The organism is Burkholderiales bacterium, assembly GCA_035543335.1.
Lineage (GTDB): Bacteria > Pseudomonadota > Gammaproteobacteria > Burkholderiales > JAHFRG01 > JAHFRG01.
This window is the reverse complement of sequence record DASZZH010000015.1, coordinates 1-25,033: the sequence shown is the minus strand read 5'-3', so window position 1 is coordinate 25,033 and position 25,033 is coordinate 1. Positions and strand designations below refer to the sequence as shown.

General features: G+C 55.9%; 29 protein-coding genes, 1 tRNA gene and 1 pseudogene. 23 read left to right on the top strand and 8 right to left on the bottom strand.

All coding sequences use genetic code 11. The features are described 5' to 3' along the window. Window positions 1–93 precede the first annotated feature (93 nt). The gene (locus tag VHE58_03065) at window positions 94–1,125 is read right to left on the bottom strand and encodes a CDP-6-deoxy-delta-3,4-glucoseen reductase (protein HVS26266.1); all 1,032 of its coding nucleotides are present in this window, start codon (window positions 1,123–1,125) and stop codon (window positions 94–96) included. 84 nt (window positions 1,126–1,209) lie between these two features. Between VHE58_03065 and VHE58_03060 the strand changes: the two genes are divergently transcribed. From VHE58_03060 to VHE58_02970, 19 genes are all read left to right on the top strand, one after another. Next, a complete protein-coding gene (locus VHE58_03060; protein HVS26265.1) occupies window positions 1,210–2,094 on the top strand; it encodes an SDR family oxidoreductase in 885 nt (294 codons plus the stop codon). A gap of 44 nt (window positions 2,095–2,138) precedes the next feature. Further along, the gene (locus VHE58_03055) at window positions 2,139–2,678 is read left to right on the top strand and encodes a hypothetical protein (protein HVS26264.1); all 540 of its coding nucleotides are present in this window, start codon (window positions 2,139–2,141) and stop codon (window positions 2,676–2,678) included. 82 nt (window positions 2,679–2,760) lie between these two features. Further along, entirely contained in the window at window positions 2,761–3,096 is a 336-nt protein-coding gene (gene cutA / locus VHE58_03050; protein HVS26263.1) for a divalent-cation tolerance protein CutA, read from the top strand. Window positions 3,097–3,111: 15 nt separating this feature from the next. After that, window positions 3,112–4,929 (top strand): protein-disulfide reductase DsbD, encoded by a 1,818-nt coding sequence (gene dsbD, locus VHE58_03045; GenBank protein HVS26262.1) that lies wholly within the window; start codon window positions 3,112–3,114, stop codon window positions 4,927–4,929. After that, a complete protein-coding gene (locus VHE58_03040) occupies window positions 4,930–5,451 on the top strand; it encodes a redoxin family protein (protein HVS26261.1) in 522 nt (173 codons plus the stop codon). It begins immediately after the preceding gene. A 94-nt stretch (window positions 5,452–5,545) separates the two neighbouring features. Then, on the top strand, window positions 5,546–5,977 hold the full coding sequence (gene aroQ / locus VHE58_03035) for a type II 3-dehydroquinate dehydratase (GenBank protein ID HVS26260.1): 432 nt from the start codon (window positions 5,546–5,548) through the stop codon (window positions 5,975–5,977). Between the two features lie 75 nt (window positions 5,978–6,052). Continuing rightward, window positions 6,053–6,517 (top strand): acetyl-CoA carboxylase biotin carboxyl carrier protein, encoded by a 465-nt coding sequence (gene accB / locus VHE58_03030; GenBank protein ID HVS26259.1) that lies wholly within the window; start codon window positions 6,053–6,055, stop codon window positions 6,515–6,517. A gap of 72 nt (window positions 6,518–6,589) precedes the next feature. Further along, window positions 6,590–6,727, top strand: a complete 138-nt coding sequence (locus tag VHE58_03025) for a hypothetical protein (GenBank protein ID HVS26258.1) — start codon at window positions 6,590–6,592, stop codon at window positions 6,725–6,727. Between the two features lie 180 nt (window positions 6,728–6,907). Further along, complete coding sequence (gene accC, locus VHE58_03020; protein HVS26257.1) at window positions 6,908–8,263, top strand: acetyl-CoA carboxylase biotin carboxylase subunit; 1,356 nt, start codon at window positions 6,908–6,910, stop codon at window positions 8,261–8,263. A gap of 23 nt (window positions 8,264–8,286) precedes the next feature. Next, a complete protein-coding gene (gene prmA, locus VHE58_03015) occupies window positions 8,287–9,174 on the top strand; it encodes a 50S ribosomal protein L11 methyltransferase (GenBank protein ID HVS26256.1) in 888 nt (295 codons plus the stop codon). Between the two features lie 5 nt (window positions 9,175–9,179). Continuing rightward, window positions 9,180–9,962: a DUF3426 domain-containing protein gene (locus VHE58_03010; GenBank protein HVS26255.1), complete on the top strand. Its 783-nt coding sequence runs from the start codon at window positions 9,180–9,182 to the stop codon at window positions 9,960–9,962. A 107-nt stretch (window positions 9,963–10,069) separates the two neighbouring features. Further along, window positions 10,070–10,570, top strand: coding sequence for a thiol peroxidase (gene tpx, locus VHE58_03005; protein HVS26254.1), 501 nt, complete (start codon window positions 10,070–10,072; stop codon window positions 10,568–10,570). Between the two features lie 21 nt (window positions 10,571–10,591). Further along, complete coding sequence (locus VHE58_03000; GenBank protein ID HVS26253.1) at window positions 10,592–10,744, top strand: hypothetical protein; 153 nt, start codon at window positions 10,592–10,594, stop codon at window positions 10,742–10,744. Between the two features lie 10 nt (window positions 10,745–10,754). Then, on the top strand, window positions 10,755–11,132 hold the full coding sequence (locus VHE58_02995) for a diacylglycerol kinase (GenBank protein ID HVS26252.1): 378 nt from the start codon (window positions 10,755–10,757) through the stop codon (window positions 11,130–11,132). A gap of 204 nt (window positions 11,133–11,336) precedes the next feature. Beyond that, entirely contained in the window at window positions 11,337–11,582 is a 246-nt protein-coding gene (locus tag VHE58_02990; protein ID HVS26251.1) for a hypothetical protein, read from the top strand. A 279-nt stretch (window positions 11,583–11,861) separates the two neighbouring features. Further along, a complete protein-coding gene (locus VHE58_02985) occupies window positions 11,862–12,719 on the top strand; it encodes a DUF692 domain-containing protein (GenBank protein HVS26250.1) in 858 nt (285 codons plus the stop codon). An 82-nt stretch (window positions 12,720–12,801) separates the two neighbouring features. Then, window positions 12,802–13,737 (top strand): carbohydrate kinase family protein, encoded by a 936-nt coding sequence (locus tag VHE58_02980; GenBank protein HVS26249.1) that lies wholly within the window; start codon window positions 12,802–12,804, stop codon window positions 13,735–13,737. 15 nt (window positions 13,738–13,752) lie between these two features. After that, complete coding sequence (locus VHE58_02975; GenBank protein HVS26248.1) at window positions 13,753–14,208, top strand: glycine zipper 2TM domain-containing protein; 456 nt, start codon at window positions 13,753–13,755, stop codon at window positions 14,206–14,208. 113 nt (window positions 14,209–14,321) lie between these two features. Further along, window positions 14,322–14,834: a lysophospholipid acyltransferase family protein gene (locus tag VHE58_02970; GenBank protein ID HVS26247.1), complete on the top strand. Its 513-nt coding sequence runs from the start codon at window positions 14,322–14,324 to the stop codon at window positions 14,832–14,834. A gap of 171 nt (window positions 14,835–15,005) precedes the next feature. On the opposite strand, the gene VHE58_02965 is transcribed toward VHE58_02970, so the two are convergent. Next, window positions 15,006–15,833: a symmetrical bis(5'-nucleosyl)-tetraphosphatase gene (locus VHE58_02965; protein ID HVS26246.1), complete on the bottom strand. Its 828-nt coding sequence runs from the start codon at window positions 15,831–15,833 to the stop codon at window positions 15,006–15,008. Window positions 15,834–16,018: 185 nt separating this feature from the next. Then, window positions 16,019–16,558 carry a c-type cytochrome gene (locus tag VHE58_02960; GenBank protein ID HVS26245.1) on the bottom strand — a complete coding sequence of 180 codons (540 nt, stop codon included), beginning with the start codon at window positions 16,556–16,558 and terminating at the stop codon, window positions 16,019–16,021. A 110-nt stretch (window positions 16,559–16,668) separates the two neighbouring features. On the opposite strand from VHE58_02960, the gene VHE58_02955 reads away from it, so the two are divergent. Further along, window positions 16,669–16,744: transfer RNA gene (locus VHE58_02955), tRNA-Arg, on the top strand. 20 nt (window positions 16,745–16,764) lie between these two features. Here VHE58_02955 and VHE58_02950 read toward each other — a convergent pair. Continuing rightward, entirely contained in the window at window positions 16,765–17,793 is a 1,029-nt protein-coding gene (locus tag VHE58_02950; GenBank protein ID HVS26244.1) for a site-specific integrase, read from the bottom strand. A gap of 59 nt (window positions 17,794–17,852) precedes the next feature. Between VHE58_02950 and VHE58_02945 the strand changes: the two genes are divergently transcribed. Then, entirely contained in the window at window positions 17,853–18,161 is a 309-nt protein-coding gene (locus VHE58_02945; GenBank protein HVS26243.1) for a hypothetical protein, read from the top strand. A 1,136-nt stretch (window positions 18,162–19,297) separates the two neighbouring features. Here the strand turns inward: VHE58_02945 and VHE58_02940 are convergent. Both VHE58_02940 and VHE58_02935 read right to left on the bottom strand, forming a co-directional pair. Further along, window positions 19,298–20,518, bottom strand: coding sequence for an acetamidase/formamidase family protein (locus VHE58_02940; protein ID HVS26242.1), 1,221 nt, complete (start codon window positions 20,516–20,518; stop codon window positions 19,298–19,300). A gap of 779 nt (window positions 20,519–21,297) precedes the next feature. Further along, a complete protein-coding gene (locus VHE58_02935) occupies window positions 21,298–21,393 on the bottom strand; it encodes a hypothetical protein (protein ID HVS26241.1) in 96 nt (31 codons plus the stop codon). Between the two features lie 624 nt (window positions 21,394–22,017). On the opposite strand from VHE58_02935, the pseudogene VHE58_02930 reads away from it, so the two are divergent. Further along, a pseudogene (locus VHE58_02930) lies at window positions 22,018–22,128 on the top strand (integrase core domain-containing protein). Window positions 22,129–22,733: 605 nt separating this feature from the next. Here VHE58_02930 and VHE58_02925 read toward each other — a convergent pair. Both VHE58_02925 and VHE58_02920 read right to left on the bottom strand, forming a co-directional pair. Continuing rightward, window positions 22,734–23,597 (bottom strand): ChbG/HpnK family deacetylase, encoded by an 864-nt coding sequence (locus VHE58_02925; protein HVS26240.1) that lies wholly within the window; start codon window positions 23,595–23,597, stop codon window positions 22,734–22,736. Further along, the gene (locus VHE58_02920) at window positions 23,584–24,336 is read right to left on the bottom strand and encodes a glycosyltransferase (GenBank protein HVS26239.1); all 753 of its coding nucleotides are present in this window, start codon (window positions 24,334–24,336) and stop codon (window positions 23,584–23,586) included. Before VHE58_02920 ends, VHE58_02925 begins: the two co-directional genes overlap by 14 nt. Before the next feature lie 559 nt (window positions 24,337–24,895). Between VHE58_02920 and VHE58_02915 the strand changes: the two genes are divergently transcribed. Beyond that, the coding region (locus VHE58_02915) for a pilin (GenBank protein HVS26238.1) at window positions 24,896–25,033 on the top strand (138 nt) is incomplete at its 3' end.

The following is a 25,033-nucleotide window of genomic DNA, read 5'->3' as shown; positions in this document are numbered from 1 at the left end:
TTGAACCGCCAAGACGCAAACCCCGGAAAACAGCGAGATTGCTTGGTCGCGCTTCGCGCTCCTCGCAACGACAGATCCTGGCGCCCTGGCGGTTCAGGCAGCCGGCTTGGGATCGTTGGAAAAAGTAAACGCGTCCGAGTGAAACTCTTCGAGCGACAGGTTGCACATCGAAGTGAAATCGCAGCGCGCGGCGTCCACCATCACCGGCGCGCCGCAGGCGTAGACTTGAAAGCCGCTCATGTCCGTAAAATCTTCCATCACCGCCCGGTGAACGAAACCGGAGCGGCCATGCCATTCGTCCTCGGGCCGGGCTTCTGAAAGCACCGGGATGAAGCGGAAGTTGGTGTGCTCCCTGGCCCAGAGCAGCGGCAGTTCGCGCATGTATAAATCAGGCGGGATGCACGCGCCCCAATACAGCACCATTTCCCGCTTTATGCTTTTGTAAAACGCGTGCTCGATGATGCCCTTGATGGGGGCGAAGCCGGTGCCGCTGGCGACGAAGATAATCGGCTTGTCGGAATCCTCGCGTAGAAAAAACGTGCCGAGCGGCCCTTCGAAGCGCAAGATTTCGCGCTCTTTCATTTTATTGAATACATAGTCGGTGAATGCCCCGCCGACGATATTGCGGACGTGCAACTGGATATGCTCGTCGTCATGCGGCGGATTGGCCATGCTGAAGCTTCTGCGCTTGCCGTCCTTCATGAGAATGTCAATGTACTGGCCGGCGAGGAACTGTAAGCGCTCATTCGCGGGAAGCTTGAGGTAAAGCACCATGACATCGTCCGCCGGCCGCTCCATTTTCTGCAAGCGGCACGGCAGTTTCCTGATTTGAATGTCCTTGACCGCGTTGATTTCACGGCATTCGATAACCATATCGCTTTGTGGCTTGGACTGGCAGAAGAGCGCCATGCCGGCGTGTTTTTCCACGCTACTCAGCGCGCTTTCCTGATAAACGCCGTAATCCACCGTGCCCTGCAGGATTTTGCCTTTGCACGAGCCGCAGGCGCCGTTGCGGCAGCCGTAGGGGAGGGCAAAGCCCTGGCGCAAGGCGGCTTCGAGTATCGCTTCGCCGGGCCCGACGGAAAAGACGTGTTCGCTGGGCTTGATAGTGATCTGGAAGGGCATTAACTCAAATCCTTAAGGCGGGATTTACCGCCTCTTATAGTGGTGACCCGCCATCATTCTAAAATTTATTCTACAATTAACAGCATGAGACGGCTTTTGATTGTCGGCTGCGGCGATATTGCCCTGCGCATGGTGCGTCAACTTCGCGGTGGCTATCGCATCTATGCGCTTTCGCATTCGCCCGCGCGCTTCGATTTACTGCGCACGTACGGCATTACGCCGATTCCCGGAGACCTCGATAAGCCGGAGACGTTCACCATGCTCGGCGGCCTAGCGCATGACGTGGTACATTTTGCTCCGCCGCCTTCACTCGGCACCCGCGACACGCGCACCGCGCATCTGCTTGCCGCGCTGACCAAGGGAAAAATTTTACCACATCGCCTCATCTACATCAGTACCAGCGGTGTGTATGGCCATTGCGGCGGCGAAATCGTTCCCGAAACGCGGCCGCTCAAACCCCAGACCGAGCGCGCCAGGCGCCGCCTCGACGCCGAGCGCCGGGTCCGCGATTGGGGAATGCGCAGCGGCGTGCGCGTGAGCATTTTGCGCGTGCCGGGGATCTACGCCGAAGACCGCTTGCCGTTTGAGCGTTTAAAAAGCGGAACCCCGGCGCTGCTCCCGGATCAGGACGCCTACACTAATCACATCCACGCCGATGACTTGGCGCGCATTGTAATTGCCGCGCTGCGCCTGGGGCGACCGGGAAGGGTGTACAACACCAGCGACGATTCGGAGCTCAAGATGGGCGATTATTTCGATTTGGTCGCGGACTCCTTCGGCTTGCCGCGCCCGCCGCGCATTCCGCAAGCCGAAGCGGGGCAAGAGCTGTCTGAAACTCTGCTTTCCTTCATGCAGGAATCAAGGCGGCTTGCCAACCGGCGCATGAAGCGCGAGCTGCAAGTGAAATTGCATTATCCAGTGGTCGCTGATGGCATTGCCGCGGCGCAAGCCCGCGACCGGCGGCACTGAACTTAATTGGCGCCGTTTCGTCTTACGGATATTGTATCAGTGCCATGACACCCCCTGTCTTAAAAACGTTTTCCGCCCTGCTGCTCACCTTGCTGGCAGGGTGTGGTGTCGCGCCCACCTTGCCGGATAATCCCGCCGCCACGGCCGACGACCCGTTGCCCATCCGCCTTGCCGTGGACATGACGCCGGAGCAGCTCACGCAATGGACCTCGCACTATTACTATTACACTGAGATCTACTATCCAGAAGGGCGGCTGGTGCGCAACGCAGCGCTTGACGCTTTCGCGCCCTTGGTCTCCCAGGTTCTGCCGCGCGAGCAGATGCCGACGCCGGATGTGATTATCAAAGTAAGCGGTAAGGGCTCATTCAATCCCTTGATGAAAGTGTTCTATGCCGACGTGAGCGTCACCGCGTATCTACCCGGCGGGGAAGAACTGGGCACGTTCAAGTCGAGTTCCGAGGTCGGCGCCATTGTCAGCGGCTATGAATGCGCGTTTCAAAGCGCATACCTTGCCGCGTTTCAAAGCATTGGCAGAAAACTCCTCGCAAGCGGGGTGTTAAGCTCAGTCGCACCTCAAAACTAGTCCGCCACACGGCCCGCGACACGGGCGTCTCTGAATGGTCCGGAACCGGGTAGAATAGGCGCAAACTCAAACCCGGATTACCATGAAACCCGAGGCGATTCTCGTCATCACCAATCTTCCCGATCGCGAGTCTGCTTTCAAACTCGCGAACAAACTCGTGGAGGCACGGCTTGCGGCATGCATCAATGTCATGGCTGAATGCACATCGATTTACCGCTGGAAGGGAAAAATCGAAACCGCGCCCGAAGTGCCGGTTTTCATCAAAACCATCAAAACGCATTTTCCTCAAGTGGAAAAGCTGGTAAAACAGCACCATCCTTACGAACTTCCCGAGTTGATTGCTGTCCCTATAACCACCGGATCGGCAGCCTATCTGGAATGGATCGTGGCGGAGACGCTGCCCGTCAAAAACAACTAGTTTCATTCCTGTGACATGCGTCTGCTGTTCTTTTTGCTGATGCTGTTTTCCCTGCTTGCGCGCGCGGCGGAGCCGGAATTGCTCGAGCCGGAAAAGGCGTTCCGTTTTTCGGCGCAAATGCTCGACCCCGGCAATATCGAAATCCGCTATCAAATCGCCGACGGTTATTACCTGTATCGCGAGCGTTTCCGGTTTGAAGTGCAGCCGGCGGGATTTTCCCTGGGCAAGCCGCAGATACCGGCGGGCGAAATGCATCAGGACCAGTTTTTCGGGCGCGTCGAAACCTATCGGCGTGACCTCAAAATCAAGCTGCCGCTTAAGCAAGCGCTGGGACCAAGCCAGACGTTGACCCTGAAAGCGGTGTCGCAAGGCTGTGCCGATGCGGGCGTGTGCTACACCCCGCTTGAGCAGAGCGCGCATCTGAGTCTGGTTGCCGCAACCAGCCGGTTGTCTGCTGCTCCCGCCCCAATCGCCAGCCTGCAGGGCCTGAAAGCCGCCGCATCGCCCAGCCCGCTGCTTAGTTCCAATGACCCGGCTGCCAACGATGAATCATCGCAAATCGCCAATTTGCTTAAAGGCGGAAGCTTCTGGTTTATCGTCGCAAGCTTTTTCGGTTTTGGCTTGTTGCTGGCATTTACGCCTTGCGTGTTTCCGATGATCCCGATTCTCTCCGGCATCATCGTTGGGCAGAAACAAACAATGACCAAGGCCCGCGGACTGGCGTTGTCCGGAGCCTATGTGCTGGGCGTGGCGATTACCTACGCCGTCGCCGGCGTGGCGGCGGGCTTGAGCGGAACGCTGCTTTCCAACGCGCTGCAAAACGCCTGGGTGCTCGGTGCGTTTGCCGCGCTTTTCGTAGCTCTTGCGCTGTCCGTGTTTGGTTGGTATGAGCTGCAGCTTCCCGCCTCCGTTCAAGGGAGATTGAATGATGCGGCGAATCGCATCAAAGCTGGCAATCTTGCCGGTGCGTTCGTCATAGGCGGGCTTTCCGCGCTGATTGTAAGCCCCTGCGTGGCCGCGCCGCTTGCAGGCGCGCTGCTTTATATCAGTCAGTCGCGCGATGTTGTTTTGGGGGGCTCGAGCTTGTTTGCCATGGCGCTGGGCATGGGTGTGCCGCTCTTGGCGGTGGGCATTTCCGCAGGTACGTTCTTGCCCAAGGCGGGCCCGTGGATGGATGCGGTGAAACGGTTTTTCGGGGTGCTGCTGCTCGGTGTGGCGATCTGGATCATTTCACCATTAATTTCGCCGCAAGTACACATGGCTTTGTGGGCGACACTGCTGATCGTCTGGGCGGTGTACCTGAAAGCCGTCGATCCGCTACCTGCTGAAGCGTTGGGCTACGCGCGACTGGGGAAAGGAATCGGCATCATCGCCCTGGTCGCAGGAATTGCACTTTTAGTTGGCGTGTTCTCTGGCGGGCGCGATATATTGCGGCCACTGGCCCAGCTTAACGGCCCCACCCAGCCCGTGCAGGGGCTCAAATTCCAACGCGTCAAAAGCAATGCGGAACTTGATCAGGTGGTAGCGCAAGCCGGAGGCAAATATGTCATGTACGATTTTTACGCTGACTGGTGCGTGTCATGCAAGGAAATGGAGCGCTTCACTTTTACCGACCCCGCGGTGCAAGCCAAACTCAAAGATGTCGTTTTGCTGCAGGCCGATGTGACGGCGAATACCGCGGAGGATGCCGCCATGATGAAACGCTTTGGGTTGTTCGGTCCGCCGGGAACCCTGTTTTTCGATAAGCAGGGAAATGAGATTAAGGGCGTGCGGGTGGTCGGCTATCAGAGCCCGGAAAAATTCATCGCCACTCTAGGCGCGGTCTTGAAATAAATGGGCAAGCGCGCGCTCCTCTTTTTTGCTGTTGCGGTTCTGGCCTTGGGCGCCGGCATGTTTTTCGGCTGGCAAGCTAAGGCGCCGGCAGTGGCGGAAGCAGATGCCCAAGCGCTGTTCGCCGCCAATATTCCAGACCTCAACGGGCAAAATCAGGATCTGGCGCAGTGGCGGGGCAAGGTGCTGGTGGTCAATTTTTGGGCGACCTGGTGCCCGCCTTGCCGTGAGGAAATCCCCCAGTTCGTGAAGATTCAAGACAAATATCGCGACCGCGGACTGGTTTTCGTCGGGGTGGCCCTGGATAAAAAGGACGCAGTGGAAGCCTATATTAAGGAAGTAGGCATTAACTACCCGGTTTTGCTGGGGGATCTCGATGCCATGGAGTTGTCGCGCAAGGCCGGCAATCGTGCCGGGGCACTGCCGTTCACCGCTATTCTCGACCGTAAGGGCAAGATCGTCAGCACCCAGCTAGGCGGATTGACGCAGGCCAAGCTCGACGCCATAATCACCCCTCTGCTCTAAAAACCCAGCATTACCTTCAAGCATTTTGCCGTAATTTCGGCGAAGTTCAGCGAAAAAGTGGACAATTTAGACGAAATTGTGCAAACTTTGGTGTATGAAAAATATCCTGGTTCTGCACGGCCCCAATTTAAATCTGCTGGGATCCCGTGAGCCGGAACATTACGGTCACGACACCCTCGAGGCGATTGATGTTCGCCTTAAGGAACGCGCCAAACAGGCGGGCGCCAGGCTCACCTGTTTCCAGAGCAACGCCGAGAACACCTTGGTGGAACGCATCCAGCAGGCAAGCAAGGAAGGGGTGGAGTTCATCATCATCAACCCGGCGGCATATACCCACACCAGCGTTGCCATCCGCGACGCGCTCGCCGCAGTGAAAATCCCTTTTATCGAAGTTCATCTTTCAAATATTCATGCCCGCGAATCCTTCCGCCACCATTCATATTTTTCCGACCTGGCGGTAGGGGTGATTAGCGGTCTCGGCGCTAAGAGTTACGAGCTGGCGTTTGAGTTCGCCCTGCAAACATGAGTCTCTGAAGCCGTCCCGCTGCGTCAACGCGGTTCTTCTCGAGCTTTGGGGCTCACACATTGGTAGAGGCCAGCTATGGATTTAAGAAAACTTAAAAAGCTGATCGATCTGGTGGAGCAGTCGGGGATTGCCGAACTGGAAATCACCGAAGGCGAGGAAAAAGTTCGCATCAGCCGGGTAAGCCAGTCATCGGTGCAGGCCACCGTGACTCCCGTTGCGCAGCCAGCAAGTGCAACCGTCGTCCAACCCGCAACCCCTGCAGTAACCGCGGCTGCCGGTGCGCCGGCAGCGCCCGCCGAACCTGAGGGGCATGTGGTGAAATCGCCGATGGTCGGCACCTTCTACCGCTCGGCCAGCCCCGGCGCCAAAGCGTTTGTCGAAGTCGGGCAGCGGGTCAATGCCGGTGACACGCTGTGCATCATCGAGGCGATGAAACTGCTTAACGAAATCGAAGCGGACCGCGCCGGGGTGATCAAGGAAATCCTGGCAGAGAACGGCCAGCCGGTGGAATACGGCGAACCGCTGTTCGTTATTGGGTAAGGAGTAAGGAGTGACAAGCGAGGAGTTAACAGGGTGTTGAAAAACTCTCCGGGAGCCGCGTTTGACACGAAAATGCCCAGATGCAAGGCGCGCGACGAAGGTCGTAGCCCGGACTACGATGCCGAGGAGCGCAACGCAGCAGATGGGCATTTTCGTGCAAACCCGAATGGGGCGTGGCTTTCCGGGTGGTCTGCTTTGTCGCTCGCCTAGCGAATATGCAACGGCTATTCGACGCGGCTCGCTTCGCGCATCCCATCCCGGAAAGCCGACGCCGCGGCCCCGTGGAGTTCTTCAACACCCTGCTAACTGCTCAGGGGCTTCAGTCTTATTCCGCGCTTATTTTTGCTTTTACACTTCACGCCTCACTTTTTACTCCCCCCGGTTTTTCACATGTTTGAAAAAATTCTGATTGCCAATCGCGGTGAGATCGCCCTGCGCATCCAGCGCGCCTGCCGCGAAATGGGCATCAAGACCGTGGCCGTGCATTCCGAGGCGGATGCCGAAGCCAAGTATGTGAAGCTTGCTGACGAATCGGTGTGCATCGGCCCGGCGCCATCCGACCAGAGCTATCTCAACATTCCCGCCATCATCAGCGCCGCGGAAGTGACCGACGCTGAGGCGGTTCATCCCGGTTATGGCTTCCTATCTGAAAGCGCCGATTTCGCCGAGCGCGTGGAGAAGAGCGGCTTCGTCTTCATCGGCCCGCGTCCGGAAACGATTCGCCTGATGGGCGACAAGGTGAGCGCCAAGGCGGCGATGAAGAAAGCGGGCGTGCCCTGCGTGCCGGGTTCGGACGGCAGCCTTCCCGATTCACCCGAGCAAATCGTGAAAATCGCGCGCACTGTCGGCTACCCCGTGATCATCAAGGCGGCGGGCGGCGGCGGGGGACGCGGCATGCGCGTGGTGCATACCGAAGCGGCCCTGATGAACGCAGTGGCGATGACGCGTTCCGAAGCGCAAGCCGCTTTCGGCAATCCCACCGTTTATATGGAGAAATTCCTTGAAAATCCGCGTCACATCGAAATTCAGGTGCTCGCCGACGAGTATCGCAATGCCATTTTCCTGGGCGACCGCGATTGCTCGATGCAGCGACGGCACCAGAAAATCATCGAGGAGGCGCCCGCGCCGAATTTGCATCCGAAGCAGCGCGGTAAAATCGGTGAGCGCTGTGCCGACGCCTGCCGCAAGATCGGCTACCGCGGCGCCGGCACGTTTGAATTTCTCTACGAAAACGGCGAGTTTTATTTCATCGAAATGAACACGCGCCTGCAGGTCGAGCACACGGTCACCGAAATGGTGACCGGCATCGACTTGGTGCAGGGACAAATCCGCATTGCAGCGGGAGAAAAATTGCGTATTCGGCAGAAGGACGTGGCGCTGAAAGGACACGCCGTCGAATGCCGCATCAACGCCGAAGACCCGTACAAATTCGTTCCCTCGTCAGGGCGGATTACTTCCTATCACACACCCGGCGGTCCGGGCATACGCATGGACTCCCACGTCTACCAGAATTATTTCGTGCCGCCGTATTATGACTCGATGATCGGCAAGCTGATTGCCTATGGCGATACGCGTGCGCAGGCGATAGCGCGCATGCGCATCGCTCTTTCGGAAATGATCGTCGAAGGCATCAAGACCAACATCCCGCTGCATCAGGAACTGATGCTGGACGCCGCTTTCCTGCGCGGGGGGACCAGCATTCATTATCTGGAACAGAAATTGGCTGGATACAAAAAGAATCAATGAAAACTGCGGTCTTGGATACAACAATGAACTGGCTGTCGCTTACTCTCGAAGCGAATGCGGAACAAGCCGAAATCCTGAGCGAGGTGCTGCTGCAACTGGGTGCGCTGTCCGTGGACGTTTCCGATGCCCATGCCGGAACCCCGGATGAGCAGCCGGTTTTCGACGAACCGGGCGAGTCGTCCCCGACCCTATGGCAGTCCAGCCGGGTAAACGGCCTGTTTCCCGCCGGCGTGGATATCACCGCCATCGTCAAAACCGCGTCGCTCACAGCGCATCTCGTTCACCCCAAGTTTACTGTTGCCGATGTGCCGGACCGGGATTGGGTGCGTTTGGTGCGGTCGCAGTTTGCGCCGATGCAGATTTCGCCGCGCCTGTGGGTGGTGCCGACTTGGCATGCTGTGCCTGATGCTTATGCGCTTAATCTCATTCTTGACCCCGGTCTGGGGTTTGGCACCGGCAGCCATCCGACCACCCGTATGTGCTTAAACTGGCTGGATGCGCATCTCAAAGGTGGGGAACAGGTGCTTGACTACGGCTGCGGGTCCGGGATTCTTGCCCTTGCGGCTAAAAGACTCCGCGCGCAACGTGCGGTGGGCGTGGACTGCGACGCGCAAGCGCTTGACTCGAGCAGGACCAATGCACGGCAGAATAAAGTCGATGCAGAGTTTTATACTCCAAACGAGTTGCCGCTGTTCGAGGCCGATGTGGTGCTCGCCAACATCCTGGCCAATCCGTTGAAGCTGCTAGCACCGCTGCTTGCGCAAGCCACTCGATGCGGCGGCGCCATCGTGTTATCCGGCATTCTCACCGACCAGGCGCGCGAAGTCGAAGAGGCTTATCTGCAATGGTTTGGCATGCGTAAGGCGGATGAAGATTCCGGTTGGGTGTGTCTAGCCGGAACCAAGAGGTGAGCGCGATGAGCATGGTCACCACTTGCCCAAGCTGCCACACCACGTTCCGGGTGCGGCACGAGGATTTGCGGGCGGGCGAGGGCCGAGTGCGCTGCGGCCAGTGCGCGGAAATTTTCAACGCCCTCGACAGCCTTGCCACGCTGGACGATGCGCCGGGTGCTCTGCGCGAAACCGTCCTGCAAGCGCGCAGCATGCCGCAGAAAACCAGCGCCCCGGAAACGGTACCCAAACTGCAAACCAAGGTGAGCGGCAAGCAGGCGAAACCGCTCAAATTCACCGACGAGGCTTTGGAGAAAGCAGAACACAGTCCAGCCAAAACAATCGCCTGGTCTGCCGCTGCGTTGCTGCTGCTTCTCATGCTGGCGGCGCAGGCGGCTTATTTTTTCCGCGTGCCGATTGCCGCTTACTATCCCGAAACCAAGCCCTTTTTGCAGCGCTATTGCGAGCTGTTGCAGTGCGCGGTGGATTTGCCGCGCTATGCCGAATGGATAAGCATCGAAGCCTCCGATTTGCAGGCCGACCCGCAGCGGCCGAACCTCATCATCCTCACCGCCACGCTGCGCAATCGCGCGCCGTTCGCCCAAGCCTATCCGGCATTGGAACTCACTTTTACCAATACTCAGGCCCAGATGGTGGCGCGCCGCGTGCTCACTCCCGCGGACTATCTGGCGGGCGGCGTGGATGCGAACCGCGGCATGGAAGCGAACAACGAATTCACCACCAAGCTTTTTATCGACAGCGGCGACCTCGAGCCTTCCGGTTACCGTTTGTTCCTGTTCTATCAATAAGCGAGTTGATCATAAAAATATGCTTGGTTGCGCGCGCCTTACATGCAAGGCATACTTTACGAAATCTGCTTTTTTATTTCAGGCAATTAAATTAAGGAGAACCCGTCATGGCAAAAGTCACTCTCGCAGGCAATCCCATCACAGTCGCAGGCCATTTCCCGGCCGTAGGTCAGAAGGCGCCGGATTTCAAGCTGGTTAACAAGGATCTCAAGGATGTGAGCCTCAAGGATTTCGCGGGAAAGCGCAAAGTGCTCAACATCGTACCCAGCCTCGATACCCCGACCTGCCAGAAATCCACGCGCCGATTCAATGAAGAGGCGAACAAGCTCAACAATACCGTGGTGCTGGTGATTTCCGCCGATTTGCCGTTTGCGCAAGCACGCTTTTGCGGCGCTGAAGGCTTGAACAATGTGATGACCCTTTCCACCATGCGCGGCGCGGAGTTCATGAAAAACTACGGCGTAGCGATTACCGATTCGCCGCTTGGGGGGGTGACTGCGCGCGCGGTGGTGGTGCTCGACGGCGACGACAAAGTGCTGCACGCAGAGATGGTGCCGGAAATCAAGAACGAGCCGAATTACGACGCGGCGCTGAAAGCGCTGCGATAACACCGGGTCCGGGAGGACGAGATGGATTACCGGCGGTTAAATTTAATCGCCTTGTTCGCGCCGGACAAGGCAAGACCCCGGGCGGTGGACATCACGCCCGATGCCAGCGAGAAATTCATTCCGGTGCCGGACATCAAAGCGGGCTCGTTAAGCCGGCTGCAGACGCAGCATTAGCCGAAGCGCCATGGAAACCCCGGACCACCCGCAGAAAAGCAAAACCGGCCTCGCCCGCATTTGGAACGCATTCCTTTATTCGCGCGACGGGCTTGTCTCTGCATTCAAAAACGAAACCGCGTTTCGCCAGGAAGTCCTGCTCGCCGTTATTTTGATACCGCTCGCCGGGTGGCTCCCGGCGAGCGGCGTGGGTCACGCGCTGATGCTCGCCAGCGTGCTGCTGGTCTTGATTGTCGAGCTGGTCAATTCGGCCATCGAAGCGGTGGTGGACCGCATTTCCATGGAGCGGCATCCCTTGGCCAAGCGTGCCAAGGACTTAGGCAGCGCCGCCGTGTTTATCAGTTTGATTAACGTCCCCTTGGTCTGGGCGCTGGTGCTGTTTGCCTAGACGGCACAAAACCGTTTCCTATAATGTAAGGTGAGCCCCTGTGATGCGACCAACAGTTGTCTGGCTACATCCGCTTCCTTTTGCATTACGTATCAAGGCAATGGGGTGGGGTGCGGGAAGCCGGTCTGCCCACACAAGGCCTGGGGCTAACAAAAGGCCTTAATTCCGGTATGGGTTCCAATCTAATCTTAAGGAGGTTATACCATGAACGCAGTTAAGAGAATTTCGGGCATCGCATTGGCAGTGGCAGCCGCCAGCGTGTTTGTTGCCGGGTGTGCTACTGAATCAGGAAGCTACGGATCTTCGGGCAAAGTGGCCTGCGCCGGCGTCAACGGCTGCAAGGGCTTGAGTGATTGCAAGACCGCGACCAGCTCCTGCAAAGGGCAAAACACCTGCAAAGGGCATGGCTTTGTGTTTATGGGGGCCGATGAGTGCGCGAAAGCTAAGTGAAGCCAGCCGGGTCCATAACTAAAGTCTCTTAAAGCCGGCCAGGGAAACAAGTGGTAAAGTTATCGATCCATCCCATTCAACTTGAGTATTTCAATTAGAGACTGAACCATGACCGCAGTTAAGAAACTCACAGGCATTGCCTTAGCCTGCGCCGGCGTTGACGTCTGCAAGGGTCAAGGCTTTGTTGCGCTGGACGCCAAGGCTTGTAAGCAAATTAAAGGTTCGTAATCTCATATAACGGGCACTTCATGACCAGGTGTCCGTTTTCTTTCACTCCCCATGTCCCGCCTTACTCCCAAATCCCGCAAGCCCGAGTATTTAGGTTTTGGCCTGGGTCTGCGCATCCCCCACTACGAGGAGATTGTGTCTACGCGTCCAGCAGTGGATTGGTTTGAGGTTCTGTCCGAGAACTACCTGGTGCCAGGTGGCAAACCCTTGTATTACCTGGATCGGGTTCGTGCCGATTACCCGGTGGTCATGCATGGCGTGTCGCTCTCGATTGGCGGCTCGGATCCCTTAAACCCGGATTACCTCAAACAACTTAAATCCTTGGCCGACCGAATCGAGCCCAAATGGATCTCCGACCACTTATGCTGGACGGGCGTAGGCGGATTAAACCTGCATGATTTGATGCCGCTACCCTATACCGAGGAAGCCATTCAGCATGTGACAGATAGAGTCAAGCAGGTTCAGGATTACCTGGGCAGAAGGATTCTTTTGGAAAACGTCTCAAGCTATGTCACCTATAGGCAGTCCCAACTCACCGAGTGGGAGTTCTTAACCCATATCGCAGAGCAAGCCGACTGCTTAATCCTGCTCGACATCAACAACATCTATGTGAGCAGCTTCAACCACGGCTTTGACCCCGAGGACTATCTCAACGGCATCCCCATCGAGCGGGTGCAGCAATTTCATCTGGCGGGGCATCAGAACTGTGGAAATTACATCGTGGATACCCATGACCATCCGATCATTGACCCGGTGTGGGCGCTCTATGAGCAAGCCGTCAGACGCTTCGGCCCGGTCTCGACCATGATCGAGCGCGACGATAATATCCCCCCTCTCAAAGACCTCCTCGCCGAACTTAATCACGCCCGGCGAATCGCAGAGCCAATACTGCAAAAAGCCGCGATGTAATTGACGACACGGCCCGGAGTGCGATCAAGGTGCCGTGTTATCATTACCCCCGTTTAATTTTCCTTAAGCCCGAGGGGCTAGTGTGCGTACGCTGATTTGCGGCTCAATCGCCTACGACACCATCATGGTGTTCAAGGATTATTTCAAGAACCACATTCTGCCCGAGCAGATTCACATTCTTAATGTCTCGTTTCTGGTACCGGACATGCGCCGCGAATTCGGCGGCTGCGCCGGCAATATCGCTTACAGCCTGAGAGTGCTGGGTGGCGATCCGCTCATCATGGCCACCGTGGGCGAAGACTATCAGCCTTATGCCTACCGCTTGGAGAAGCTCAAGCTCTCGCAAAAGCACGTGCGCCAGGTGCCGGACACGTTTACTGCGCAGGCCTTCATCACCACCGACCTCGACGACAACCAAATCACCGCGTTTCATCCAGGCGCGATGAACTACTCACATTACAATCATGTGTCGGATGCGGATGGCGTGAAACTGGGCATCATTTCACCCGACGGCCGCGAGGGCATGCTGCAGCATGCGCGCGAATTTCATGAGCAGGGCATCCCGTTTGTGTTCGATCCCGGCCAAGGCTTGCCGATGTTTGACGGCGGGGAATTGCTCAATTTCATCAATCAAGCCGATTTTGTCACGGCGAACGATTACGAAGCGCAGCTTTTGCAGGAGAAGACTGGCAAAAAAATTGAGGAACTGGCAAAACTTGTCAAAGCCCTGGTTGTCACATTGGGTGCTTGCGGCTCCTTGATCTATGCCGGGGGTAAACGCATCGAGATTCCATGCGTTAAAGCGGAGGCAGTGGTGGATCCCACCGGTTGCGGCGATGCCTACCGCGCCGGCTTGCTCTACGGGATTGCCCAGGGTATGGATTGGGGGACCATTGGGCGGCTTGCTTCGTTGATGGGAGCGATTAAAATTGCACGGCGTGGCGGCCAGAACCACAGCGCAAACCGCGCGGAGATCGGGGTGTTGTACCGACGGCATTTCGGGACGAATATCTGGTAGATTCAGGAGGCTCGAATGAAAAACTTGTCTTTGTTGATTGCCTTGCTCGCAACCGGCATGCTGTTGGGCGGCTGTGCGCAAAGCCTCTCCGGCAGCGCTTATTCGCGCGGCCAGGCGCGTCAGGAGCAAAACGTCAGAAACGGCACGGTGGAAAGCGTGCGCCCAGTGAGGATCGAGGGCACCAAGACTCCGATCGGCACGGTGGCGGGCGGCGCAGTCGGCGGCGTCGCCGGTAGCACGGTGGGCAGCGGCAAAGGCAGCGCGGTGGCGGCGATAATCGGCGCCGTGGCGGGCGGGATCGTGGGCTCCGCGGCCGAAGAAGCGGTCACGCGCAAGGACGGTTTGGAAATCGTCGTGAAACTGGACAGTGGCAACACCGTCGCCATCACCCAGGAAGCGGATGAACAATTCAGGCCCGGCGAGCGCGTACGCATCATTGCCGGCGGCGGCGTCTCTCGAGTCGCGCACTAGTAATAAATCCTATCCGAGGGCGCTTGGGCAACGCGTCCGGCCTGGTTGTCCGGTTTGCCTGATAGAATCAAAAGATAAGCAGCCCAACCGGCATCTTCACCCGCTGCCACCGCTTGGCGCGGCTTATTGCGCATTTCCTCTACGCCGTGTGGCTTGCGGTTTTCTTTTCCAGTTTCAGCAAGGCACGGCAAGCGCAAACGCTCAAGCGCTGGTCGTTAAAGCTTTTCGACATCCTGAATATCCGGCTTGCAATCCGGGGTAATCCGCCTGAAATCCTGCCGCGCGACTCCATGCTGGTCGCCAACCATATTTCCTGGCTGGATATTTACCTGCTCTATATCCAGTATCCGGCGCGTTTCGTCGCCAAGGCGGAAGTGCGTACCTGGCCGTTGATAGGATGGCTGTGCGAAAAGGCCGGTACTTTGTTTATCGAGCGCGCGAAGCGCCGCGATACCGCGCGCATCAATCAGAATATCAGCCAGGCGCTCATCAACGGCGATTGCATCGCGGTTTTTCCCGAGAGCACGACCACTGACGGTACTTACCTGCGCGCTTTTCATTCTTCACTGCTCGAGCCCGCGGTGCTGGCGCAGGCGAGGGTGTATCCGGTGGCGATACTTTTGTGAATCGGGACGGTGTGATCAACACCGAGGCGGCGTATGTGGACGATATGAGTTTGTTGGGTTCACTGCTGAAAATTCTGGCGCAGCGCGAGATGGGTGCGGAACTGATATTCGCCGGACCGATTGCGGCGGAAGGGAAAAACCGCAGGGAGCTCGCGCGCGCCGCGGAAGCGGCTATTGCCAGCCAGTTGGGGCTTGCTGTTCGTCACAGGAAGCCTGGAATACCCGGCGGTTTTCCAGACACACAGCAGTCAGATTTCCTCCCCACAAGCAGCCCGTGTCCAGCGCCACAAGATTCTCGCGTAGAACAAGACCCAGCGCTGACCAGTGCCCGCAAATAATTACGGTGTCCCGGCTCGCGCGTCCAGGCACGTCGTACCACGGTATGAATCCAGGCGGCGCGTTTTCGGGTTTTCCATTGTGCGCAAATTCCATCACGCCGTCCTGAGTGCACACGCGCAGCCGGGTCATGGCGTTGATGATGACGCGCAGTCTATTCATCCCGCTTAAATCATCGCGCCATTGTGCGGGTTGATTTCCATACATGCGCGCCGCCAGTTCGCGATAATTTTCTCCACGCAATGCTTCTTCGACTTCGTGCGCCAGGGAGAGCGCCTTTCCCACTGACCACGAAGGCAACAGGCCGGCATGCACCATGGCGTAGCCGTTTTCCGCATGCATCATGCGCTGGCGCCTGAGCCAATCCAGCAATTCTTCGCGGTCGGACGCATCCAGCACGCCTTGTAAAGTGTCGTTCTTGTGGGTCTTGGCGCGGTCTTCGGCGACCATCAGCAAATGCAGATCATGATTGCCAAGCACCGTGATCGCGCGTTCGTCCAGGCTTTTCACGAAACGCAGCGTTGCCAGCGAATCCGGGCCGCGGTTCACCAGATCGCCGACAAACCACAGCCGGTCGCAGGATTCGTCAAAATGAATTTTGTCTAGCAGCCGCTGCAAGGCGCTGAAGCAGCCCTGGATGTCACCGATTGCGTAAGTTGCCATTAGGTAGAAGTCAGGCTGGAAAGGTTGAGAACAAAGATAATATCCAAACCGGAAAATGACAAAGACAATACGCCCGCGGAAGCGGGCTTATTGTGTCGGAGGCTAACCATTCGCGAAGCGCATGGTTATGCCGAAGCAAAAAAGGCGCAGATTGAATTCTGCGCCTGTCTTATATGCACGTGGATTTATTTTGACTGGCTGACCATGTAATCCACTGCGGCTTTGACTTCGGCATCGGCCAATGCGGCGTTGCCGCCTTTGGCGGGCATGATGTTTTTCCCGTTGAGCGCGCTACGGTAAAGATTGTCAATTCCGGTCTTAATGCGCGGGGCCCAGGCCGCTTTGTCGCCAAACTTCGGCGCATTCGTCACGCCCGGCACATGGCATACGGCGCAGTTGGCTTCAAACACCGCCTTGCCGTTGACAGCAACAATATTAGCTGCGACCGGTGCGGGCTGCACAGGGACGGGCTCGTTGAATCTTACCGCGGATTGATTTGCGGCTCCAACGACAGTGTCCGCCACTACGACTTCACCAACCGGCTTCAAGCGTTTGGCCACTGCTTCCGGCGACATCGCCGGATCGTTTTTGCTCACGTCGCCGAAACTGCCCACCACCAGTTGCGAAATAAAAATGAAGGTAAAGACGGGAACCAGAAAAGCGGCCAGAACCACCGCAATCAATTGTTTGGGCGTCTGGATGGGCGAGGTATGCTCGTCGCTCATGGAAAATCCCTGCCTGAAAAAGCCGTAATTATAGCGGGAATCGTGCGGCAGTCATAGACGCTTGCAAGGGAAAACGCTAAACTGTAAGCGTTTAAAACACCAATCAATACGCGCCCTTAGCTCAGTGGATAGAGTGTTGGCCTCCGAAGCCAAAGGTCACTGGTTCGAATCCAGTAGGGCGCGCCAATCGTTCAACAACTTAGTCGTTACGCTGCACCTTTTTGCTTTTCTACTGTAGCCATTTTTGTACCAATCGGCATAATTCTTGCGGCAGCTTTTGCTAAATGCTCAGGTGCCAAGTGAGCGTAACGGCGCACCATCTCTGCAGATTCCCAACCGCCCAGTTCCTGAAGCTCGTAGATCGGTGTTCCAGCTTGCACGTGCCAGCTTGCCCAGGTATGTCGAAGATCATGCCAGCGGAAGTTTTCAATACCGGCTTTGCGCAATGCTTTGTGCCAAAGCTTGGTGTTGACCTGTTTCACCGGCCGGCCGCGATAGGAAAACACACGTTGAGGGTGTTTGCCGATTTGCCGCCGTATCACTTCAACTGCCTCATCGTTCAACGGAACCGCAATCGCTTTTCGCGCTTTCGCCTGGTCAGCGTGCACCCAAGCCACACGGCGCGACATGTCGATCTGCGACCACTCCAAGCCCGTGACATTGGCTTGCCTTAGCCCGGTATTAAGAGCGAAGCGGGCCATGTCCGCTTGGTGCGCCGGCAGAAAACTCAGCAACCGTTCTGCTTCGATGCGAGTAATCCACCTGATTCTGCGCGTCTGTTCCTTGAACAACCGCACCCTGGGCACTCGATCAAGCCATTCCCAATCAAATACCGCTTTTCTGAGAATCGCCCGGATAAGCGCCACACTGCGGTTTGCAGTCGCTTCGCTCGATTCACGTGCTTTGATCTCGCCTATTTTGGCAATGGTTTCGCGCGTGATCGACTCCAGCGACATACCGCCCAAGTGCTTATCGAGCCAACGCAGCCTGCTGATATCAGTTTCATGCGTGGCTTTGTGGCTTGTCTCCTGCAGCCATTTCACTACTGCATCGTTCCAACTGTGGCTCGGCCTTGCACCGAGCCTCTGTTGAACCCACAGGGACGCCTTCAGCTTGTCGTGATACTCCTGGGCCTTCAGTTTGTCTTCAGTCCCAGTACTTTGCTGTATGCGCTGTCCGTTGTGGGTAAATCTAACCCACCAGTGCGGTGAGCCTTTGCGTTTGTAGAGTGACATTTATGAACCTCCTTATGTTCACCCTGCAACGCCCGCTGTCGATATTTTGAGCGTAGGTATTGCACCAGGTCAACATCAAGAAAAACCCAGCACTTGCCAACCTTGGCTCCCGGAATCTCACCCGCGCGCGCCTTCTCTTGCAGGGTAACGGGGTGGATGTGCAGGAACTTCGCGGCTTCCTTGAGGGTGAGCGTATTCATGGCTACCAGACGCGCAGGACCGAGTCCGCCATTGCTTCGGCGGGCACGTTAAAACACAGTTGGAAGGCATCGGGCCGTTCGATAACCGAACGTTTGCCCGATACCTCTGCCTTGCGGCAGGAACGCATGGTCAACTCTCCCGCGGCAGGGAGAGGGGCAAGCGTGTAAATGGAGATTTACTTGCGTACCGCTCCCAGCCGCAACAATGACTGAAATAGAGTGGTACGCGCCCCGTTGCCTGGTCTTGGGAGACACAATCTCCCGCAACCGATTGGCCGGGCTCTGTTCTTGTCATCAAGAGTTAGCACCGGTCAACCATCGGATCAGGCGATCCGTAGCCTTAGAGGTAGGACCTCATGCTTGAATACACTTGCTCATCAAGCGCCGCGGCTTTCCTCGGGGGATTAAATCATAGGGATCTTCCCGCCGCGTGACTCGGCTGAACTATCACATAGTTGATTCAGCGAGCTGATAACAGGCTACCTGACTGCACAAGGACCTGTCAAGAATAGGGAAGATGCGGTGAAATGGAGAATTGCCGTTGTTCACTTCCAGTTCATGTGCTGATGCTGCGCACCTAGTTGCAGGAATATCTCCCTATGCACTAATAACGAGGGATCTGTTCGCAAAAAACCGACTATTTAACTTCGTTTTTTCTACATTTCCCGTACATTTCCCGTACATTTCCCCTACAGCTCGATCTACTGGCTGCGTTTCCAGTGATTTCAGCGGCATAGTTGCAATATCCAATAAATCTAGTGCCGATATAAACCGCATAAAAGTGCCCGTGTTGGCGTACCGTAAGCCTACTAAAAGGGTACAAGCGTTCTACAAAACGCCTACAAACTACCTACAAAACACCAACGAATCCCCAACCAATCATTGATGAAAGTACATTGCGAACCACTTAAAAACTGGCACCATCACTGGAAGCGCGTCAACCCTCGAGGTGCTGAACGTTCGTACCATTTTTTGAAAGAGTGCAACTCATATCAATGAGCTGTTCCCGAACCTTGATCCAATGCGGATTAGAATTTTTCGGCGTTGTTTAACTTTACTGAGATAAGCTCGCCCGCGCCAGTAAAGCGAATTCGGCCGGCGCCCGCCGTTGGCTGAAAGCAGACATAGGCGAACGCCCGCTTTCGGCCAGAAGCGGTCGTTCGCCAGCGCTTCATAAATTGAACCCTACTACGTTCAACCTGGTACAGAAAAGGCCGGTCAGCTCAGCATTTTTTGCGAACGCTAAATGCTGGAAGTAAAATTTTAATCGCTTTAAAAATAATTCGTCTCTGACTCCTAGAGTGTTATTTTCCGGCCGCAGGATAGGCCCGCCGCGGCCCGGCATGGAAATCGGATTTCCGAATCATGCCGTTCACGCCTTTGACCTTATCAACCACCTGGGTTACTTCAAAGTCCACTGCGGCGCTTGTATAGGCTAATGCCGCAGCACGATCCATCCCGATCTTCTGGCTCAGAAACTGAATCGTCTGGCGCGTCGCATCTTTCATTGCTTCATTCAGGTCGGCGTTGAGCCCGATGGGAATCCAGTATTTCGAGTTTTCCGCAAACGGATTCTTCATCGGCGCCTGCATCGGCAGAGCGGGGTCGCCTGCGTGCAGCACGGTGAGCCGAAATGTTGAGCGCAACGAGCCTTCCACAGCAGTAAGCGCCACTTCGCCGTCGCCCTGCACAAAGTGCGGATCACCGGCGTAGAACAGTGCGCCGTCAACCTGAATCGGGATGTAGAGCGTCGCGCCGATGGTGAGTTCATTCAAGTCCATGTTTCCGGCGTATTCGCCCGGTGGAACCGAATGTGGCTTCTCCCTGGTGTTGACCGCTACACCGAAGAGACCGTTGAACGGCTGCAGCGGAAAGCGTGCTGTAACGCCGCCTTCGTCTTTGATTACCGCGTACCATTTGCCGTCTGTCTGCTGGATAGGCACGAAAACAGAAACGTTGTGGTAAAGGTCTGGATGTGCCGCATCCGCGCCGTCTTCAGGCCCTATGTTTTCCGGGAATTCGCCCGGCAAGGCGCCCTTGCCATGGCGGTTGGAGATGACACCGTAAGGAACACGGAATTGTTGCGACAGAATCTCAACCTTGAGCACATCGCCTGTTTTCGCGCCTTCAATTTCGACCGGCCCGGTCACGATGTGCGGACCGTCCTTGGCGAAATCGTGTTCGACGCTTGACGCTGCAATCGTCTTGGCGTCATTCAGCACCTGTCCAGGTTTGATGCCGAACTGGCCGAAATATCTGACCGGGTCCTTGCCTTGATCTTCGAGAATCCCTTCGTGCGAAACGGTATCAAACGTGACCACGCTTCCCGACGGTACCGTGAGCACGGGCTTAGCTTCGGCGTTCGGCAGACTTCCCCAACGTACCGTTTCAGGAGTTGACGGGACGTAATATCCACCCCACGGCAGGACACCCTTTTTCACCGCCATAGGCTTGTCGCCAAGCGGTTGCAGGATCTTGAAATCCGCGGCCTGTGCGAGCGTGACCGCGCAGGCGAACGTCGCCACAGCAACCATTGGCGCCTGCTTAATTGCGAATGAAACCGATGATATAGTCATTTCGGGAGCCTCCTTAGAGAATGATTTGATGGCGCACGCGGAAGCGGCGCGAAAAATTAGCATAGCACAACAAGAAAGATTAGAGGCACCTGAGGCGTGAGTGAGCTGGTTGAGTATTTGTGCCAAGTGGATAGATACGATGTGCCCAGCTTTGCACCTAGATGGCTCCCCGTAGAGGGCAAATCTGGGCACTGGATTATGTCGGTTCGAATCCGTCGATGCATGCCAACAGAGATGAAGCTGGGCGCTGGTCAGAGTGCGTCGTGCTGCCTTGATCGGCTCCCCAAACGGGGCAACGGAAACCAGACTCAACATGGACAGTTTTTGTTCATCTCCGCTGCCGGAGTTTGAAGCTCAAGGTCGCCGCGACCCCTCCGCTACTAAAAATGAATCTGTGTAGAACTTTTTAGCTAGACCGCTTGGGAAGCTTACGCCGCCCATTTTGCGGCACCCTCCGAATTTCTTCTGCAGCCTGAACAAGCCGGGAGATAAGTGACCCCTTCTTGGGGAGCACCCCTTTACGCTTCTGCTTGAGCACAATCTGTTTCATCCCCTGCAGCAGCAGTGCCTCTACCAGTTCGCAAATACTCCGATCGTTCTGAGCCGCTAATATTTTTAGGCAATGATGTATGTCCGAACCTATTTTAATGTTCTTCATAGCTTTTTATCTTTCATCAAACAAAAGGGTTCTGGTGCAACAACTTTACAACCCTACGATGGGTTGTGGTTCAAATGCCCATTCGAACACGACAGCTAGTAGTCCTGAACTGACTTTGCACCAGAACCACCGCAGCAAGTATGCCCAAAATAACAATGACGACCACAAGTTCGATCAAGGTAAAGCCTGATTGTCGCTTATGCGTAATCACGGCACTGTCAACTTAACTTTTACGGCTACCACAAATAATGTTCGAAACGGATGCCGAACGTCAAGATATTATAGGCTGTACCCTGATTTTCAACTTAAGTTGACAATACCGCATCGTTGCAAAAAATATAAGAGTGATAAACAGAAAATTTGTAACGTTGTGTAACGTAGTGTGACATGGTGCTTGAAACGGCCGTAAGTGTCTTGACGGGTTTATAAGCCAGGCCGGCCGCTGGATTGAAACGGGCGAATTGATTGTTCCCGTTCAAGACAGTGCCCGGCTGGTCTTGAGCTTCGGGATAAGCTCCGGTGGTAGCCCCTTGGGGATGCCCCATCTCCCTCACCTTGAACGATAAGCCAGTTCCACTAGCATCTGCCAGTGCCCAGTTTTGCCCACAATGGGGAGCCAAGGCGAAACTAGAACGTGGGGAAAACGTGGGGAACTCAGCAAACGTCGGCGAGCGTTGGCGAATGAGGGCGGGCTACGTTACGTTTAAGAGTAGCTACTTATAGCGCCTGTTAATCCGCAGGTCGAGGTTCGAGTCCTTGTCGGGAAGCTGTTCTACGGATTAAAGGGCTGCAGGTGATCGTCGATCAATGGCTCAGGCGCTACAACACCGAGCGACCGCATAGCAGCCTGGGCTACCGACCGCCGGCGCCGCAGGCTCGGGTTCAAAGCCAGCCCGCTTAAACACGCAATCAGGAATTACCTCGATGACGACATTCCATTTGTGGATCAATTTAAAGAAAAAATGATTCGTGCCATTAGGCGCACCAGAACGCTAGCAGCTCGCCGGCAGAATCGCTAGCGTCGCCTCGAGCAAGATCGCTAGCAACTGCTGCGGTCGCTAGCGAGAAGGATCCACTCATGCGGACCACCACCAAAGAAAAACGGCGCCGGCCACGATCAGCCAAAGCGCCGCTTTAAAGAGCTGGCGATTGAGGAGGACGCGCCAGCGGTTACCTTGGAGATTGCCCTCACAACCTCGCCCTGTCAATGACAAAGATCACAACTTCGCCTCGTCAACCAGGCGATCCAGGATCGCCGAGAGCGGTGGCAACAAACCGAAAAGGGTTCTGATGCAAAGTTGATTCGGGTCCACCATCCATTGTGATTTAGGGAACCTTTCAACCACTAGCCGTCGTAGGGTTGTGAAGTTGTTGCACCAGAACCGTTTTGAGCTCCACCGTGAGATCCATCTTTGTGCCGCAGTAATCAAAGCAAGCGTACCCGACCTCTTGCGCCGCGCCCTGCCGTGCACACTTGGCTGGATCGCTCTGCAGTTTCACATTTTTTCAGTTTTGTGGCGTGCGAGATGCTCCCAACGGGTCGAGAAAATTCACGAGCGTAATTCCACGGGCATCGAGACGCTGGCGTAGCGCTGGAGACGTCAATGCTGCAAGCTCGGCCGCTCGCTCAGAGGTGTATCCGTCCACTGCCGCTACTTCCTCATCAACGTAGCCCGGATGGACCATGAGTTCGCTCGTGCCTATCGGAAGGCGGTCAATCAGCACGTTGAGCTCGGAGGCGAAATCTTTTTCCCCCTGAAGCGAGATTCCATAGAAGTGGTCGATGCCGCTGGAGGCACGATCCCCACCGTGCATGCGCCAAGCCGCCGCGAGAGCAGCCTTTTTCACCGTAGCGCGCCAGTTCCCGGGATTGAATGGAAGCGGCTCGAGCGGCCGCCGGATAAATCTGATCCGATTTTCGCGAGCTATCCGCGCAACAACGGATGCAAGTTGCGGAAGCGCATGCGAGTGCCGATGGCTATCAACGTGCGTAACATTGATGTGAATCGCAGTGAGCCTTTCCAGCTGTGCGGTGCACTCACGGGCAACATCAGCGGGATCAATCCGGCCCGTGAGGGCGCGCATTGTAAGCTGGGCGATAGAAAGAAACTCGCTGGTGTGCGCGTCCAATAACGTCGGTACCGACGTCAGCGGCTTTCCCACGACAAGATTCAGATGCAAGCCGAAGCTGAGTCGGGAATCCGCGCTGCGCGCCAGGCTCGCGGTGTCCTTCCATCCCGGCATATTCACTATCACCGACGTGGAGGTAACAATTCCATTCTCGGCAGCGAAGACAATACCCCGACTTACGCCCTCGGATAGTCCAAAATCGTCGGCATTGATGATCAGCCTTTTGTCAGGAATAGTCACCCCGCCAGCCTTTGAAACGCACTTTGGCGAGGTCGGCAATCATCCCCGCGCCGTCGCGCAGGAGCCTCACCGTGCTGGGCTCGTTGTCATAATGGAATTCCACCGGAGTCTGGATGATCCGGAGGTTGTGAGCGCGCGCAATGAGCAGGCACTCAAGATCGAAGCCGAATCGTGTAATCGTAAGCCGGGAAAAAACGATGCTTGCCGCGGCGCTCGAAAAACCCTTGAGTCCCGCCTGCGTATCGTGAATGCCGGGCAATAGGAGCACCTGCGCGATCCTGTTGTACAGCCGGCTCATGAGATGGCGGGTGTAGAGATAATGAAAATGACCGGGACTCATCACGTATCGTGACTCCGGTAGAGTGCGGCACGCAATGGCCAGATCCCAGCCAAATTCGAGCTCGCGCATGATCCTGGATATTTCGCTTGGTGGATACGCGAGATCAGCATCGATGAACACCCGGTACTTTCCCGTCGCCGCCAGCATGCCCCGCGCGACGCTGCTGCCTTTTCCACGGTTGGTCGCGTTTCGGAGAACAATGATTTTTGGTTCGCTCTCGCCGAGGCCGGAAAGCAATCCTGCCGCCACTACATTGCTTCCGTCGTCGACTACGACGATCTCGGAACGAAAATCCTGGGTCCGAGCCCACTCAGCTACGGCGTGAATTGTCGCATGTATGCGTTCTCCGCCATTCCACGCGGGAATTACCACCGATAGATAGACGTCGTTCTCACGCATCGTTCGATCATCTTCGCACAAGTGATAGGAAAATCTAATGATGTTATTCGTCTAATTTGTTGTTCTAACGGCCCGCCCTCACTCGCCTGAACACGCCAACGCGCGCCAATTCCCCACGTTTTCCCCACGTTCTAGTTTCGCCTTGGCTCCCAGATCGAGGCTCGAACCAAAGCCCCGGATTAGCAGCCAGAGGGAATGACCGGTTTGGATCGCTTACCTCCAAGTTGCGAATCGGCCAAAAGCGGACACTGGCGAGAGGCCATATCAATTGTGAAATTGTTGCACCAGAACCAACAAAAGAGCGAGATTCATCTGAGACCGATGATAACAGAAATAAGGGTTTAATCTTAGTGGTCGTAACTTGACAGGGGTAAGTTTCGCGACTCAATTATGGGTCGAATCGGACGGAAAACGGCACTTTGGTACTTTTAGATACTTTTCTCATTTTATCTTTATGAATTGTAAGAATCATTAAGTACAGTAAAATGGCACGCCTTGTGCTTTCACATAAAGCTTGCAACAAATTTTTATTACCATTACTGTTCAATTTGGAGGGTTTATGAAACACCTGCAAAAAGGCTTTACCTTGATTGAGCTGATGATCGTGGTAGCGATCATTGGTATTTTGGCGGCGGTGGCGATTCCAGCCTACCAGGATTATACCGCGCGTGCCCAGGTCGCTGAAGCGGTGGAACTG